Raw genomic sequence first — 16342 nt, forward strand, 5'->3', positions numbered from 1 at the left:
GGGCATGACGCCGGCCCGGGCATCCACAGAACCCGGCCGTGACACTGGACCGGACTCGCCGCGGCCGTCGCCGGGTCAGCTCCGGTGCCGGTGCGTCTGCCGTACGAGCAGAACGCTCCGCACCAGCGCCCAGACGAGCGTCGCGACCAGCGCCGGCACCCCGAAGAACATCACGAACCCGGCGCCGATGTTGGCGCCGATGCCGCCGGCGGTGAGGATCCGCCAGCCGTACCCGGTGCCCATCCCGGCGAGGACCAGCGGCCCGATCACCTGCCACCACCGCCAGTCGAACCACTCCAGGCAGGTGGCGACCACGAGTACCAGCCCGCAGACGACCGCGACGGCGATCCCGGTGATGCCGAGCGCGGGCTCCAGACCCGGGGGCAGCTCCGGCGGCCGGATGTAGTAGTCCAGGTCGTCGAAGTCCGCGTCCAGCGGACCGATGACCCACCACACCCAGACCGGGCAGGCCAGCACGAGACCCACGGCCGCGACGGCGGAGAGCTGTCTCATGGAGCCATGGTCCGCCGCGCGCGGGATACGGGCATGAGTACGCGTACTCATGCCGGCGGGGGCCGGGCCGGGAGCGGGAGCGCCGCGATGTCCTCCTTGGGGGACTTCGCGGGTCGGGAAAAAACCTGTTGTTGCAGGGTTGTTGCCCTACGTGGTGAGGACGCCGAAGGAAAGTCGGTACGCTCCCCGTGACTTCGGGGTATCGGCAGGAGTTCGACTGCCGTGAACAGGGGATGATCACCATGACCAGTGGACCTTCGGCGAACCTTTTCCGGCCGCTCGAGCAGAGCGACCCGGCCGTCGTCGGCGGTTACCGGCTCGCCGCCGTGCTCGGCACGGGCGGGATGGGCAAGGTGTACCTCTCCTACACACCCGGCGGCCGGCCCATCGCGATCAAGGTGATCCGCCCCGAGTTCAGTGAGGACCCCGAGTTCCGGCGGCGCTTCCAGCGGGAGGTCCAGTCCGCCCAGCGGGTACAGGGCTTGTACACCGCGCCGGTCATCGACTCCGACACCGAGGGCGCCCAGCCCTGGCTGGCCACGGCGTACGTACCGGGCCCCTCCCTCGCGCACGCCGTGGCGCAGCACGGCGCGCTGCCGCTGCGCAGCGTGCTGCTGCTGTCCGTCGGCGTCGCCGAGGCGCTGCACGTCATCCACGGCGCGGGCATCGTCCACCGCGACCTCAAGCCCGCCAACGTGCTGCTTGCCTCGGACGGTCCGCGCGTGATCGACTTCGGCATCGCGCGCGCCGCCGAGACCACCGCGCTGACCGGCACCGGAGTGAGCGTGGGCACCCCGTCGTTCATGGCGCCGGAGCAGGCGGCGGCGGGGACGGTCAGCAAGGCGACGGACATCTTCGCCCTCGGCCAGATCGCGGCCTACGCGGCGATCGGCTCACCCGCGTACGGCGAAGGGCCCTCGCACGCGGTGCTCTACCGGATCGTGCATGAGGACCCCGATCTCAGCCGGGTGCCCGCGGAGTTGCTGCCCCTGGTGACGCGCTGTCTGACCCGCGACCCCGACGACAGGCCCAGCCTGACGGAGATCATCGAGCAGTGCCACGAGATCTCGCCGGAACCGCTGCGGCAGGGCGAGGACTGGCTGCCCCAGGCGGTCGTCGGCTCGATCACCGAGCGGCTGCGGCTGCCGGAACCGGCGAAGACCCCGCCGCCCCAGCCGACCGCCGCGCCGACCCCCACACAGGCCGCGCCGCAGCACCCGCCGACCGAGTTCGCACCGCAGCATCCGGCACCGGCGCCGGGCCAGATGACCCCGCACCCGCAGGCCGCGTTCTCCCCGACCGCCGCCGCGCCGACGCAGAGCGCACCGGGTGTCCCCGGAGCGCCGCCGCCGCCCGGGCACCCGATGCAGCCCCCGCCCGGCTACCGCACGCCCCCTCCCGGCTACCGCACCCCGCCGCCGGGTGCCCGTCCGCCCTACGCGGCCCCGCCGCCGCCCAAGAAGAAGCGGACCGGGCTGATCGTCGCCGCCTCGGTGGTGGGGGTGCTCGTGGTCCTCGGGATCATCGGCTCGTTCCTGCCGGACGACTCCGGCAAGGAGAACGAGAGCAAGCCGCCCGCGAGCAGCAGCACCGGCGGCGGCTCGCACGGTTCGGGTGAGGGGGCGGCCTCGGACGCGGAGAAGAAGCCGGTCGACCCGGAGCCGGTCACGTACGAGGGCGTCGACGTGACGCAGAACTACGCCCTCAACCTCGCCGACAACCCTCCGCGGCCGGAGGAAGGCGACGTGGCCTACAGCGGCAAGGACTTGTACTACTACGTCGACACCCTCTTCTCGGACTCCTGGATCGGCACCGACAACGGGAAGTTCATCCTGCTGAACAACTCGGAGAAGGGCTCCCTGGAGACCTGCCGCGCGGAGACCCGCTTCACGGAGAAGATCACCCTCGACCAGGTCGGCGACGGCTCGCAGTTCTGCGTGCTCAGCGACGCGGGCCATATCGCGGTGGCGACGTACCGCGGCAAGCGGGAGTCGGGTGACGCGTCGTACGTCACCTTCGACCTGACGATCTGGCGCAACGCGGAGGAACCCACCACGGAGGACTAGGCACCTTCCGGCACGGAGTCCGTAGACAGCGGCGCCCGGCGCGTACTCCGCGCCGGGCGCCGCTGTCTGCCGCAAAGAGCCGACGCATCCACGCCTTGCCCCAACACGCCGCGATACAGGCCGAGTTGGCTGCCGGGCCGGTCCGGGCGCCCGCGGGGCGGCGTCAAGCACCCTTGCGAGGCGCATTCTTTCGTGGTCCGATACCAACGACCTTGATAGTCAATATCGGTTCCACCGTCGCAAGCGAATCAGTGCCGCCCAAAAGCGAAGCAAGAGGTTCGAATGCGGAACGAAGCGCTGGCGAGCCTCGTCCTCGGTGACGTACTCCGAGAGCGGGCCGAAACCCATCGGACAGAGACCTTCCTCAAATTCCGCGAGGGCGAGGTCACTTACGGCGAGGTCGACTCGATGGCCGACCGCGTGGCCCAGGGACTGGCCACCGCGGGCATCGACCGGGGCGACCACGTCGGCGTGATGCTCCCCAACTGCGCCGACTTCATCCACGTGATCTTCGCGCTGGCCCGGCTGGGCGCCGTCGCCGTGCCGATCAACGTCGGCTACCGCGGCGAACTGCTCCGGCACGTCCTGCACTCCTCCGACGCCTCGGCGCTGATCATCGACGCGCCGTACGCCGACAGACTCCCGGAGGTGGCCCGGCACCTGCCCGACCTGGGCCGCCTCATCGTACGGACGGAAGGCGCGTCCGACGTCCGGCTCGGCGCGCTCGGCAAGCCCGCCGCGACGCTGTCCAGCCTGCTGACCAACGGCGTGGAGGCACCGCGCGTCGACGTCGGCTTCGGCGACCTCCAGGCGATCATGTACACCTCGGGCACCACGGGTCCCTCCAAGGGCGCCATGGTCCCGCACGCCCTGGCGCTGACCTGCGCGCTGGACTCGCTCGACTTCCTCGACCGCTGGGGCAAGACGACGTACTGCCCGCTGCCCCTGTTCCACGCCGCCGGGCTCTGGGACGGCGTGATGTCGGCGCTCCTCGCCGGCGGGGCCATCGCCATCGTCGAGCGCTTCAGCGCCTCGCGCTTCTGGGACGACGTGCGCATGTTCGACGCACAGGTCGCCATGAGTGTCTTCTCGATGATCCCGATCCTGCTCAACCAGCCGCGCACCGAGCGCGACAAGGAACACCCGCTTCAGACCTTCTACATGGGCAAGTCGAGCCTCGACGAGCCGCTGTGGGAACGTTTCGGCGTCCGCTCGGTGGAGACGTACACCAGCACGGAGGTCGGGATCGCCACCGCCAGCCCGTACGGCGAGTGGCGGCTCGGCTCGTGCGGGCAGGCCCACGAGGAGCGGTTCGAGGTGGCGGTGGTCGACGAGTGGGACCGCGAGGTCGGGGCGGACGAGCCCGGCGAGCTGGTCGTGCGGCCCAGGCAGCCGTTCGTCATCACCACCGGGTACTACGGCGCCCCCGAGGCCACCGCCGACTGCTTCCGCAACATGTGGTTCCACACCGGGGACCGCGTGTGGCGCGACGCCGACGGCTACTTCTACTTCCTCGACCGGATGAAGGACGCCATCCGGCGCCGCGGCGAGAACATCTCGGCCTTCGACCTGGAGTGCGAGGTCAACCTGCACCCGTCGATCCTGGAGTCGGCCGCCATCGGCGTGCCCTCCGAGCTGGGCGACGAGGACGTCAAGCTGGCGGTCGTGCTGCAGCCGGGAGCGGCGCTGGAGCCCGCGGAACTGGTGGCGTTCTGCGCGGAGCGGCTGCCGCGCTCGATGGTCCCGCGCTACATCGAGTTCATCGACGCGCTGCCGCGTACGCCCACCGACAAGGTCGCCAAGTACCGGCTGCGGGCCGAGGGCGACCACGGCCTCACCCCCGGCACCTGGGACCGGGAGGAAACGCCGTGAACTGGGCGGACACCCCGGAGCAGGCGGCCTTCCGGGAAGAGGTGCGCGCCTTCGTACGCGACCGCTTCCCGCCGGACTACGTGCCGGACCCCGAGGCCGAGCAGAGCCTCGAACCCGAGGACGTCTGGGGCTACAACTGGCCGGTCGACCGGCTCTCCGACGACCCGGCGCGGCGCGACGGGGCCCGCGCGTGGGCGGCGGCCCTCGCCGAGCGCGGCTGGATAGCGCCGCACTGGCCGGCCGAGTACGGCGGGGCGGGCCTGCCGGCGCTGGAGGAGTTCGTCCTCCAGGAGGAGATGATGCGCGCCCGCGTCCCCACCGTGAACGGGATCGGCGCCTTCCTGCTCGGACCGACGCTCCTGGAGCACGGCACCGCCGCGCAGCGCGCCGCGCACCTGCCGCCGATCGCCCGCGGCGAGGTGACCTGGGCGCAGGGCTTCTCGGAGCCGGGCTCCGGCTCCGACCTCGCCTCGCTGCGCACCCGCGCGGTCCGCGAGGGCGACGAGGCCACCGGCACGTACACGGTGAACGGGCAGAAGGTGTGGACTTCGCTCGGGCAGTACGCGGACTGGCTGTTCGTGCTCGTACGCACCGATCCGGAGGCGGCGAAGCCGCACCGCGGCATCACGTTCCTGCTGATCGACGCGGCCGCTCCCGGGGTGACCATCCGCCCGATCACCGACATCCGCGGGGCGACGCCGTTCTGCGAGATCTTCTTCGAGGACGTCCGGGTGCCGGCGGCCGACCGGGTCGGCGAGGAGAACCGCGGCTGGTACGTCGCGATGACCGCGCTGAGCTTCGAACGGGCCGGCATCGGCGCCACTATCAAGTACGAGCAGGCGCTGTCGGAGCTCGTCGGCTACGTCGGCTCCGACGAGGGCCGCGCGTTCCTCAGGGCCGACGCCGGGGCCGCGCTGCGCCGGGAGATCGCCCGCCGCCACACCGAGATCCGGGTGCAGTACAACCTCGCCCGCTACACCGTGTCCAAGCAGGCGGCCGGCGGGGTGCCCGGCTACGAGGCGTCGGTCAACCAGCTCTTCGGCGCGGAGCTGCACCAGCGCCTGGCCCGTACCGGCGCCGCGGCCTTCGGCCGGTCCGCCCAGCTCTGGCAGCGCCGCGACGCCCCGCTCGGCGGCGTCTTCACCCACATGTCGCGCGACTCCGTCGCGTCCACCTTCCTCGGCGGCGCGTCGGAGATCCAGCGCGACGTCATCGCCACCCGGGGCCTGAACCTGCCTCGCAGCCGATAACGACCAAGGAGGAGTCCTCTCCATGTACGAGACCCTCGACCTGAAGATCGAGGAGCGGGTCGCCTGGCTGACCCTGAACCGGCCCGAGAAGCTCAACGCGCTCACCCCGACGACGATGCGCGAACTCCGCCGGTTCTTCACCGAGGTGGACGATGACGAGGACGTCTGCGTGGTGGTGCTGCGGGGGGCCGGCGAGCGGGCGTTCTGCGCGGGCATGGACCTCGGCTGGTCCGAGCAGCTCACCAAGCAGGAGCGGGTGGAGCAGGGGCGGCTCGGCGAGAAGACGTTCGCGATGATGGAGCGGCTGTCCGTGCCGGTCGTCGCGGCCGTGCACGGCTACGCCGTCGGCGGCGGGCTGGAGCTGGCGCTGGCCGCCGACTTCATCGTCGCCTCCGACGACGCGAAGATGGGCCTGGTCGAGATCACGCTCTCCGCCCGCCCGCCGTACCGGCCGAAGATGACCGAGGACGGCGACCCCGACCAGCCGGAGTTCGGCGGGTCCGCGCCCGGCTGGGGCGGCGTCAAGCGGCTCCCGCGCCGGGTCGGCAAGGCCATGGCCAAGGAACTGCTCTTCACCGGCGTCCGGCTCGACGCCGCGCGGGCGCAGCGGATCGGCCTGGTCAACGACGTGTATCCGGCGGACGAGTTCGACAAGCGGGTCGGTGAACTGGCCGAGCGGATCGCGGCGATGAACCGGTACAACCTGCGGCTCGTGAAGGAACTGGTCACCAACGAGTACGACTGGATCGAACCGCACCCGAGCTGAGCGGTGCCGGGCCCGGGAGTGGAAACGAGCGAGGAGGATCTGTGCGGATTTACCGGATCGACCACATCGGCCAGGTCGCACCGGAGCTGGAGCCGCAGGTGGCGCTCCTGGAGGGCCTGTTCGGGTTCCGCTCCACGCGGAGCTGGGAGAACTCCGAAGAGGGCTGCCGCGGCGTACGGCTGGAGCTGCCCGGGAACCCGGGGCACACCTGGGAGGTGCTGGCGCCGGCCGGCGAGCGGTCCGCGGTCCAGGAGTTCCTCGACGGCCAGGGCGGCCGCCCGGGACTCCACCACGTCGCCGCGGAGGTCCCCGACCTCGCCGCGGTACGCGCCGAGCTGGAGGCGCTCGGAGTCAAGCCGGTGGCAGGCGGGGACGGCGGCTGGCTGGAGGCGTCGCTGTCGCCGCCCGAGCGCGGCCCCGGCGTGCTCTTCCGGCTGCGCGGCCCCGGCGGCCGCACCCTGTGCGGCGACGGTCCCGCCGTACCGGTGACCGCCGAGCCCGCGGACGCGCCCTCCCTCGGCATCGTCGCCCTCGACCACGTGTGCCAGGCGTTCCCCGACCGCGACGAGCTGGCCCGCTGGTACGAGCGGCTCGCCGGCTTCGTACAGGTCTGGCGGACGCCCGAGGACGAGCACCCGGACATGGCGGACCTCGTGCTGAACATCCCCGGATCGACGATCTGCTGGGAGGTCATCATGCCGCGCGGCGAGGACTCGTTCATCGAGCGGTTCTGGGACCGCAACGGCGCCGCCGCGCACCACGTGACGTTCGAGGTCGCCGACTGGGACCGGGCGGCGGCGGCCTGCGCGCACCACGGCGTGCCGACGTTCGGCGAGAACGAGGGCAGCACCGACGGCGCCGCCTGGCGCGACACGTTCATCCACCCGAAGCACACCGGCGGCGTGCTCGTGCAGCTCTTCTGGGAGGAGCGGCCCGGCGTGTGGGTGCGGTCCGACAAGATCCCGCCGGTGGACTGATGGACCTGACGCTCACCGAGGACCAGGAGCTGATCAAGGACACCGCCCGCGGGCTGCTGGAGTCGCGGAGCGCGAGCGCCGGGGCGCGGGCGGTGGCCGGCGAGCCCGCCGGCTACTCCGCCGCGCTGTGGAAGGAGATGGTCGGGCTCGGCTGGACGGGGCTGGCGCTGCCGGAGGCCCACGGCGGAGTCGGCACCGGGTTCCTGGAGCTGTGCCTGGTCGTGGAGGAGATGGGGCACGCCCTGGTGCCGAGCCCGTTCCTGGCCACGGCGGCGTGCTGCGGGCTGCCCCTCGCCCGGTTCGGCACGGAGGCGCAGCAGGCGCGGTGGCTCGGGGAGATCGCCCGCGGCCGGATCATGAGCGCCGTGCCGGGCCGCTGGGACGGCACGGGCGGCGAGATCACCGCGGTCGGGTCGGACGACGGCTTCGTGCTCGACGGCACGGCGCAGTTCGTGCCGTACGCGTACGCCGCGGAGGACCTGCTCGTCGTGCCCGGCGACGGGCCCGCGCTGCTGGTGGACGCCTCGGCGCCCGGCGTCGTCCGCGAGCCGCTCGACGCCGTCGGCGCCGACCGGCCGTGCCGGGTCCGCTTCGACGGGGTGAGGGTGCCCCGGGACCGTGCCCTGCCCGCCGGCCGCGAGGTCGCCGAGGCGATCGACGCGTACGGCGCCGCCGCCACCTGCGCCGCGATGGTCGGCGCGGCCCAGCGGGTCCTCGACCTGACGGTCGCCTACGCCGCGGAGCGGGAGCAGTTCGGCCGGCCCATCGGCTCCTTCCAGGCGGTCCAGCACCACTGCGCGAACATGGCCATCGACGTGCTGAGTTCGCGCTTCATGGCGTACGAGGCGATCTGGCGGCTCTCGGAGGGGCTGGATGCCGCGGCGGAGGTGTCGATGGCCAAGGCGTGGGTGAGCGAGGCGTGCCGGCGGGTCTGCGACACGGGCCACCAGGTGCACGGCGCGATCGGCTTCACGCACGAGCACGACCTGCACTTCTTCTCCGGCCAGATGGCGGCGTGGGCGCTGGCCTTCGGCGATGCCGACCACCACTGGGACCGGGTGGCGGACCACCTGGGCTGGCCCGCCTGAGCCGTACCGGCGCCCGTCGCCCGCCCGGTGCGGGCGACGGGGTGTGCGGCTTTCGCCCTGAGGGACGCAGCGCCGGTGCGCGATGGCGCGGCCGCGGCGGCCCGGCGGGTCGGGGTCAGTCTCCGGCGGCGTAGTGCAGGAGGAAGTCGCGGTCACGGTCGCGCCCGCTGTCGGGGTCGTGCCTCGGCGTGGCCGGCTGGGTGGCGATCGTGTCGTCCAGCGCGATACGCGGGGGGAGGTGCCCGTAGCGCTCGGATCTCCGCTCCTTATCCGCGTCGCCGGCCGCGGAGCCCTCGCGTCCGGGGAGGCCCGTGGTGATCTCCATGACGACCCAGCCGTTGCCGTCCGGGTCGCTGAACGAGAGGAACGAGCCGTAGCCGCGGCGCCCCGGATCCGGCCCGGGGGCCCCGGCGTCGGTGGCGGTGTGGTGGAAGACCTCGCTCGGCGCCGCACCGAGACGCGTGAGCTCCACGTACGCGGCGTCGATGTCGTCGACGACCAGGTGCAGGCCCTGCGCCGAGCCCGGCGCCAGGGACGTCACGGAGGTGCCGAAGACGACGGAAGCGGACGAACCCGGCGGGGTCACCTGCACGACCCGGAAGTGCCCGTCCGTGGTGACGTCGGCGTCGAGGCGCCACCCCAGCGCGAGGTAGAAGTCCTTGGCCCGGTCGACGTCGGCGACGGGTATGACGACGACTTCGAGTCTCATGTCCATGATCTGCGCTTCCTTCCCGACGGCCTCGGACACCGTGGTCCTGAGTGGCTATAACGGCCCAGAAGGGGATGTTCTTCCAGGCCGCGGAGCCCGCTGCGACGCGACGTCCCGCTCCCGTCGCTGTCCGCGGCGCACGCCGCCCGCACATCACTGCCCTGACCTGGGGTTTTCCGGTGGCGGCTTGGCCTGTGACGGAGCCGCGGAAGGAGTGTCCGGCGAGCACGCCCCGTCCTTCGGCGATCTTGGGGGAACGGCGGAGGAGGGCGCGCCACCCCCTGGGGCCCCCGCCCGCGGGCGACCGGGAGACGGGGGGCGGGGCCGGTCCGGGGTGCGGGTGCGCCGTTGGGTGAGCCTGTCGTGCGCCGGTGCGCGCAGCCCGGCGGCGATGTCAGTGGCGGGTGCGACGATCCGGGTATGACGCACTCCGGCGCCATCGGCGCCTACTGGGACGGTCAGGCAGGCACTTTCGACGACGAGGCCGATCACGGGCTGCGGGACGAGTCCACGCGGGCCGCCTGGGCGGCCCGGCTGGACGCGTGGATGCCGCGCCCGGCGGCCGACGTGCTCGACGTCGGCTGCGGGACCGGCTCGCTGACCTGTCTGCTGGCCGCCGCCGGGCACCGGGTCACCGGTGTGGACCTGGCGCCGCGGATGGTCGGCCAGGCGCGGGCCAAGGTGGCGGCGGCGGGGCTGCGGGCCCGGCTCCTCGTGGCGGACGCCTCGGTTCCGCCGACCGGGGACGAGAGGTTCGACGCCGTGCTCTCCCGGCATCTGGTGTGGACCCTGCCGGAGCCCGGGGCCGCGCTGCGGGAGTGGGTGGCGCGGCTCCGCCCCGGCGGGGTGCTCGTGCTGGTCGAGGGGCGCTGGGGCGGCGCGGAGCCGGCCGCCGAGCCGTACGGGCCGGGTACGGGAGCGCTGCCCTGGAGCGGCGGCGTCGGGGCGGAAGCGCTGGCCGGGGCGGTGCGGCCGCTGGTGGCCGACGTCCGGGTCGAAGACCTCGGCGCCGACGAGCAGTTGTGGGGCGGGCCGGTCGCCGACGAGCGTTACGTCCTGATAGGCAGGGTGTGAACGGGCCGCCGGAGGCGGCCCGTTCGGCCTGCTAAACCTCAGTGCTTCCGAGAGCACCCATCGTGTGGTCTCCATCCTCCTGGGATCTAAGTGGCGGGCGGGGAGGGGACATCGACGTTGGTGCAGTGAGCCGGATGGGTGACCACCGGCCGCACCCGTCGCGCTCGTCACTGGCGCGGCGCAGTCACTCCCTCCCGTCGCAATCCGCGAGGGGACGACTCTTGGAGGCAAGATGTCCGTACAGACGACCCCGGCTCTCTCCCCCGTCCGGGCCGGCGTGGCCGAGCGGGCCGCGCTCACGGCGCTGGTCGACGAGCCGGAGGCCCCGTTCAGCGACGCGCCCGTGTACACCCCGCAGGGCACCGGCGTCCTGCTGCTCCTCGCGCTCCTGTCCCCGAGGGCCCCGAAGGAGTCGCGCCCCTCGTAACGGTCCGCGGACCCGAACTCGAACGACCACGTCCGTGACCGACAGCAGAAGGTGAGCGCCCGATGTCGAATGCCGCACTGGGGGCCGAGTACGCCCAAGCGGTGGAGCAGTTGGCTGGGCGCGTCCTGGGTGCCCTCCGGGGCACCCAGGTTCCGCTGCCGGCCGTGTCCGACGCGGACCGGCCGGCAGACACCACCGCGCTTGCCGCCGTGCGCGTCCTGGGACCCGACCTGTTCGCGCCGGCACTCTTCTGCCGCCAGCCGCTGCCGCAGCCCGACCGGGAGATCCTGGGCTCCGCCCTGCGGGTCTTCCCGCCCCGCCCCGGGGACAGCACCGAGGCGCGCTGGCGCGACCGCACCACGGCCGCGCTGCTCGCCCGCGGCGCGGCCGGGACCCGGGCGGCGGTTCCGTACGCGGAGGAGGACACCGAGCGCGCCGCGATCGCCGAGGTGGTGGAGATCGCCGGAGTCGTCGAGGACGCCGAGGACACCGAGCTGACGTGGCAGGAGCGGTCGCAGCGCATGGCGCGGCTCGCCCCGCTGGCGCTTCCGGAGGTGGACGGGCCCTACCAGCAGCGGGCCTGTCTGCACGTCCGGGCGCTCAGCCAGGGCGCCGTCCGCTCCCTGATGCGCCGCGACCACCCCACCGCGGCCCGGCTCGTACGCTGGCTCGCCCTGGCCCGCAGCCGCGGCGCCTCGCCGGCCCTCGACGTCCCGACGGCGCTGGAACACCTGCGCCTGTGGGGCGCCCCCAACGCCCGTACGGCGCTCGACCTCGCTATCGCCGGAAGACTCCTGGCCGCGGCCGAAGGGGGCCCGCGATGACCGCCCCCGTACCGGTGGATCCGGTACGTACCGCGGCGCTGCGCCTGGGCACCGGTGCCCTGGGCTGGCTGCACCGCAACCGTGCACGGGGCACGTTCGCCGACGGCGCGACGGCCGAACTGGCCGAGCCCGACAGCGTCTACAAGCCCCTGGCCGAGCTGGCACTGGCCGGATCCCTGGTCGTACGGGACGACGCACTCCCCGCCGACGGGCGCGACGCGGCCGCGGAACTGCTCGACTTCGCCTGGGACCAGCTCCGCGGCGGCGACCTGCTCTACGAGCGGCAGTTGCGGTTCCCCGCCATGACCGACCCGCTGGAGACGTACGTCCACTTCCACCGCGCCGGCTACCGGCACGAGCCGCTCCAGGAACTGCTCGCCCACCTGACCTCCCTCACGTCCTTCCGCGAGTACGAGCACGTGCCCAACCGCCGCATGGCGGTGGCCAACGCGACCCGGATCATCGGGGTCGCCGACCGCACCGACTGGCCCGCGCGCACCGCGGCCACCTGGCTCGGGGCGACACCCGAGCCGTGGACCATGGACTGGATGACGGCGTACCACGTGACCCACACCGTCTTCCATCTCACCGACTGGGGCGCGCAACCGCAGGCCCTGCCGCCCCGCCTGCGCGACTATCTGGCGACCTGGCTGCCGGTGTGGACGGACGTGTGGCTGGAGATCGAGGAGTGGGACCTCGTCGCCGAACTCCTCATCGTCGACGCCTGCATGCCCGAGCCGTCCTTCGAACCGGCCGCCTGGCGGCGGCTGGCCGCCGTGCAGCACGACGACGGGCTGCTCCCGCGCGACGGCAGGACCGGCACGGACGACGAGGACCGGAGGTTCGAGGACCACTACCACACCGCCGCGGTCGCCGCGGTCGCCGGATCTCTCGTGCTCTCGCGCCTGGGCGCCTAGCCGGCGGCGGCGACGTGAACCTCCGCGACCAGCCCCTCAAAGCGGTGGCCGCCGCCGCCGAACCGCGGGCGGCGGTCGTCGTCGCGGTCTTCGCGGGCGGCACGTACCGCGCGCTGTGCCGCGGCGGCGTCGACCGCAAGGGCACCGCCTCGGTCACCGACCGCACGCGCTTCGAAGTCGGCTCGGTGACCAAGACCTTCACCGGGCTGCTGCTCGCCGACACCGCGGCGCGCGGCGAGGTCAGCCTCACGGGCCGGATCGCGGAACGGCTCCCGTACGCCGCCCTCCCGCGCGGCCACGGCCGGGCCATCACCTACGAGCACCTGGCGACCCACACCTCCGGCCTGCCCCGGCTCCCGCCCGGGCTGCTGCTCAACGGGCTGCCGTCCTGGTTCGCCAACCCGTACCGGTCGTTCACCCCCGAGATGCTGCTGCCCGCGCTCGGCCGCGCCGTCGTGCATCACCCGCCCGGGACCCTCATGCGCTACTCCAACCTCGGCGTCGGCCTGCTCGGCAGGCTGCTGGCCGACGGGGCGGGGACGGACTACGGATCGATGCTCCGCGAGCGCGTCCTCGACCCGCTGGACCTCACCGACACCGGCACCGCGGCCCCGGCCGCCCCGGACCCCGCGTACGCCGTCGGCTACTGGCACGGCCGCCGCCGCCCGCCCTGGGTCATCCCCGCCCTCCCCGGCGCGGGGGCGGTGCGCTCCAGCGCCCACGACCTGATCCGCTTCCTCCGGGCACACCTCCACCCGGAGGACTCGGACACGCCCCAGCCGCTGCGGATTCCGCTGGCGGAGGCGGTACGGATCCGTGAACTGCCGGCGGGAGACGAGGAGAAGTCGGGCCTGGCGTGGAGCGTCCGCACCCTGTCGGGGGCGACGCTGTACTTCCACAGCGGCGCGACCCGCGGCTGCACGGCGTTCACGGGCCTGAGCCCGGAACGGGAGGTGTGCGTGGTGGCCTTGACCAACTCGGGGGTCACGCTGAGAAGTAGGTTTGTCCAGTCGTCGTACCTGCTGCTGCGGGCGCTGGCGCTGGGTGAGGCTAAGTGAGGCCGCGGGGGCGGGGATAGCGGGTGACGGTGCCTTCGGGGAAGTGCTCGACGCCCCGGACGGTGGTGGCCTTCTGGATCACGATCTTGGTCAGGTCGGCCATGTTCCGCATGGGCGTGAGATCGACTTCCCGGTGATTGCGCTGGCACGAGACGATGAGGGTCGTGAGTCCGGGAAGTGCCACGGGCACCCGGGACAGATCGATGTCGCCGGGCTGCGAGTAGACGTGGAGCTGGCGGACCTGTGGAGACGGCGGCAGGAGCGCCAGCATCCTCAGGTCGGCGTCGAGTTGGAGCCCAAGGCTCTCGAGCAGAGGCAGCTCGGCCACCCGGGCGACGCCCTCGACGGGGCAGCAGAGGTTGAGGTGGGAGAGGCGCGGCCAGCGCTCGATGCCGTCCAGCCGGAGGTGAGGGGCCGCTGTCGGACCGAGGAGGAGGGAAGAGAGGTCGGCCTCGACGGGAAGTGCGCCCAGGTCCGGGTAAGGCACCTGCGCGTCAAGCCTGAGAGCCGTCAGCCGGTGCAGGGAGGGTAGTCCGGCGAAGACATCGGGATGGCAGGCGGAGAGATCCAGATCGGTGACTTGGCTGTCCGCCAGCGGGGTGAGGTCGGTGAGATTCTCGCATGTGCGCAGTGCGCTCAGGGCGGCGAGCTTCTCGGGTGACTGCACGTAGACGTTGGAGAGTTCAGGAACGTGGGCGAGGACGTCGCGTGCGTAGTCCTCGACATCGAAATGATCCCAGGCGTTCTGCAGTGCACCGGACACTCCTCCGCGGGTGCAGGTGCGGAACCGCTTCAAGACCGCCAGCGCGGCGTCACCGCCGATACGTGCTGCCGTGTTCACCACGGCCTCGGCCTCGTCGTCCTCCAGACCCTCGGGGCCATCCAGCAGGTCCAGCACCATCGGGCCCGCGGCGGCCAGGATCTCCGCCTCCTCCGTATCCCGTGGCGGCAGCAGTGCCCGGGTGCGGCTCTCGACCTCCTCGCGTATCTCCGGGGCCAGTTCCGTCGCGTTCTCCAGGCAGGCCGTCGCCAGCAGGTGCAGGCGCGTGCGGTACGTCGGTGTCCGGTCGCCGCGGGTGACCAGGCGCTTGAGGAGGCGGGCGCGTTCGTCCGGGCGGGCGTGGGCCGTGGCCATGCGGAGGACGTCTTCCCACTGGTCGTCGTGCGCGTGGCGGACCAGGAGGGGGATGTCGCGGGCCTCGATCGCCGCCTTCGCGCCCAGGTAGTCCTGGAACGTGCGGTGGACGAAGTCGACGGTGTCCGCGGCCGGGGTGCGCAGCAGGCCGCAGCGGGCCAGCAGGTGGGCCAGGACCTTCCCGGCGTCCGCCTGTTCCGCGACGGCGGGCATCGTGGGGAGGGCGTCGGCGATCAGCTCGGTGGCCAGGTCGCGGTCGAGTTCCGTCTGGCCGTTGCGGATCAGCCAGTACGCGAGCCGCTGGAGCAACTGGATGCTCTGCTGCTCGCTCAGCACCACCTCCTCCGGCGCCGTGATGTCGCGTTCGTCGTCGCGGCGGTGCAGCAGCATCGACAGCGCGGCCTGGTACAGCTCCATCCGGCCGTGCGGCAGGTGCCCGCGGCGGTCGCGGTGCAGGGCGCACACCAGCGCGCACAGCAGCGGGGTGGTCACCAGACGGGCCAGGTCCCGCTGGGCGCGTACGGTGTCCTTGAGGTTCTCGCGCAGGCCGGCGATGTCGGCGCGTTCCGCGTCGCTGCCCGCGGTGGCGGTGACCGCGTGGTGCCAGCGGTCGATGAAGACCGCCACGTCCCGGTTGCTCATCGGCCGGATCGTCAGGTCGGTGAAGTCGCTGTCGGCCAGCCAGCCTTCCGGCACCGCGGACGGCCGGGTGGTGACCACGTACGTCGCGCGGGGGTACGCGGCCAGCAGCTCGTACAGCCACTGGCGGGCCCCCTGCCGCTGCGCCTGCGGGACCTCGTCCAGGCCGTCGATCAGCAGCACCGCGCGCCCCGCCGTCAGCAGTCCGTCCGCCCAGCCGGGCGGCTGCGCCGCCGCCAGCGGGCAGCGGACCGCGGCCAAGTACTCCTCCGGAGCCGGAAGTTCGCCGCGGCGTACGAGCGTGCGCAGCGGCAGCCAGAACGGCACGCCCTCGCTGAGCTGGCCGAGACCCGCCGGCAGCGCGCCGCCCGCGGTCGACACCGCCAGCCACTGCAGCAGCGCCGTCTTGCCGCAGCCGGCCAGGCCCCGGACCAGTACCCGCCGCAGCCCCGCCAGCGCCTGCTCGGCGCGCTCCACCCGGACCTCGGTGCGGTGGCCGGGGCCCGCGGCCATGGCGCCGCCGTCGGTGAAGGCGGCGTGCAGGGGGGTGGCGAGTTCGAGGCTGAGGTAGGCGGCGTCCAGGGGCCAGCGGGCCCGGTCGGGGCGCGACAGGTCCAGGCCGATCACCGAGAGCGTGCCGTGGCGTCCGGCGACGTAGCGGCGGTAGCGCTCCTCGAAGAACGCCGCCGCGCCGCCCGGGGGAGCCGCCCTCGCCCTGGGCGGCAGCGCTCCGGCGCGGAGCTCCAGCAGTTCGCCCGCGTCCGCGCCGAGCGCCCGTGCCAGCTCCACCAGCGTGGTCTCGCTCGGCAGCGCCGAGCCGTTCAGCGCGCGGCTGACCGTCGTGTGCCCCAGCCCCGCACGCCGCTCCAGACCGCCCATCGTCAGCCGCCGCTCGGCTCGCAACAGCCGTAAGCGCCTTGCCAGTTCCGCCTGCACCTCCCGCTCGTCCCCGCCGTCCGCCCGCACTCCCGGTCCCTCCCCGCGGCCCGTACACCGGTGTTCATCTTCGTACGCTCCGCACGCCCGC

The 16342-nt window shown here is 73.1% G+C and carries 14 protein-coding genes; 11 read left to right on the forward strand and 3 right to left on the reverse strand.

Annotated elements, in window-relative coordinates:
* Positions 1 to 75: 75 nt before the first annotated feature.
* Positions 76 to 513: a hypothetical protein gene (locus DMB38_RS34795; RefSeq protein ID WP_125938524.1), complete on the reverse strand. Its 438-nt coding sequence runs from the start codon at positions 511 to 513 to the stop codon at positions 76 to 78.
* 233 nt (positions 514 to 746) lie between these two features.
* Here DMB38_RS34795 and DMB38_RS34800 point away from each other — a divergent pair, with 233 nt between their 5' ends.
* From DMB38_RS34800 to DMB38_RS34825, 6 genes are all read left to right on the forward strand, one after another.
* Positions 747 to 2579 carry a serine/threonine-protein kinase gene (locus DMB38_RS34800; RefSeq protein WP_125939472.1) on the forward strand — a complete coding sequence of 611 codons (1833 nt, stop codon included), beginning with the start codon at positions 747 to 749 and terminating at the stop codon, positions 2577 to 2579.
* Positions 2580 to 2861: 282 nt separating this feature from the next.
* A complete protein-coding gene (locus DMB38_RS34805) occupies positions 2862 to 4451 on the forward strand; it encodes an AMP-binding protein (RefSeq protein WP_125938525.1) in 1590 nt (529 codons plus the stop codon).
* Positions 4448 to 5701: an acyl-CoA dehydrogenase family protein gene (locus DMB38_RS34810; RefSeq protein ID WP_125938526.1), complete on the forward strand. Its 1254-nt coding sequence runs from the start codon at positions 4448 to 4450 to the stop codon at positions 5699 to 5701. Before DMB38_RS34805 ends, DMB38_RS34810 begins: the two co-directional genes overlap by 4 nt.
* Positions 5702 to 5723: 22 nt before the next feature.
* Complete coding sequence (locus DMB38_RS34815; RefSeq protein WP_125938527.1) at positions 5724 to 6467, forward strand: enoyl-CoA hydratase/isomerase family protein; 744 nt, start codon at positions 5724 to 5726, stop codon at positions 6465 to 6467.
* Between the two features lie 41 nt (positions 6468 to 6508).
* Positions 6509 to 7444, forward strand: coding sequence for a VOC family protein (locus DMB38_RS34820; protein ID WP_125938528.1), 936 nt, complete (start codon positions 6509 to 6511; stop codon positions 7442 to 7444).
* Positions 7444 to 8532, forward strand: coding sequence for an acyl-CoA dehydrogenase family protein (locus DMB38_RS34825; RefSeq protein ID WP_125938529.1), 1089 nt, complete (start codon positions 7444 to 7446; stop codon positions 8530 to 8532). Before DMB38_RS34820 ends, DMB38_RS34825 begins: the two co-directional genes overlap by 1 nt.
* 115 nt (positions 8533 to 8647) lie before the next feature.
* Here DMB38_RS34825 and DMB38_RS34830 read toward each other — a convergent pair whose 3' ends face one another.
* Positions 8648 to 9247 carry a VOC family protein gene (locus tag DMB38_RS34830; protein WP_125938530.1) on the reverse strand — a complete coding sequence of 200 codons (600 nt, stop codon included), beginning with the start codon at positions 9245 to 9247 and terminating at the stop codon, positions 8648 to 8650.
* Positions 9248 to 9661: 414 nt separating this feature from the next.
* Here DMB38_RS34830 and DMB38_RS34835 point away from each other — a divergent pair, with 414 nt between their 5' ends.
* The 5 genes from DMB38_RS34835 (at position 9662) to DMB38_RS34855 (ending at position 13541) form a co-directional block, all read left to right on the forward strand.
* On the forward strand, positions 9662 to 10315 hold the full coding sequence (locus tag DMB38_RS34835) for a class I SAM-dependent methyltransferase (protein ID WP_125938531.1): 654 nt from the start codon (positions 9662 to 9664) through the stop codon (positions 10313 to 10315).
* A gap of 232 nt (positions 10316 to 10547) precedes the next feature.
* Complete coding sequence (locus DMB38_RS34840; protein ID WP_125938532.1) at positions 10548 to 10742, forward strand: hypothetical protein; 195 nt, start codon at positions 10548 to 10550, stop codon at positions 10740 to 10742.
* A gap of 62 nt (positions 10743 to 10804) precedes the next feature.
* Positions 10805 to 11566, forward strand: coding sequence for a hypothetical protein (locus DMB38_RS34845; protein WP_240662637.1), 762 nt, complete (start codon positions 10805 to 10807; stop codon positions 11564 to 11566).
* Positions 11563 to 12483, forward strand: a complete 921-nt coding sequence (locus tag DMB38_RS34850) for a hypothetical protein (protein ID WP_125938533.1) — start codon at positions 11563 to 11565, stop codon at positions 12481 to 12483. Before DMB38_RS34845 ends, DMB38_RS34850 begins: the two co-directional genes overlap by 4 nt.
* Positions 12484 to 12497: 14 nt before the next feature.
* A complete protein-coding gene (locus tag DMB38_RS34855) occupies positions 12498 to 13541 on the forward strand; it encodes a serine hydrolase domain-containing protein (RefSeq protein WP_125938534.1) in 1044 nt (347 codons plus the stop codon).
* Here the strand turns inward: DMB38_RS34855 and DMB38_RS34860 are convergent.
* Positions 13534 to 16281 carry an NACHT domain-containing protein gene (locus DMB38_RS34860; RefSeq protein WP_125938535.1) on the reverse strand — a complete coding sequence of 916 codons (2748 nt, stop codon included), beginning with the start codon at positions 16279 to 16281 and terminating at the stop codon, positions 13534 to 13536. The genes DMB38_RS34855 and DMB38_RS34860 overlap by 8 nt on opposite strands.
* Between the last annotated feature and the right edge of the window lie 61 nt (positions 16282 to 16342).

Origin of the sequence: Streptomyces sp. WAC 06738 (assembly GCF_003945505.1) — a bacterium.
GTDB lineage: Bacteria > Actinomycetota > Actinomycetes > Streptomycetales > Streptomycetaceae > Streptomyces.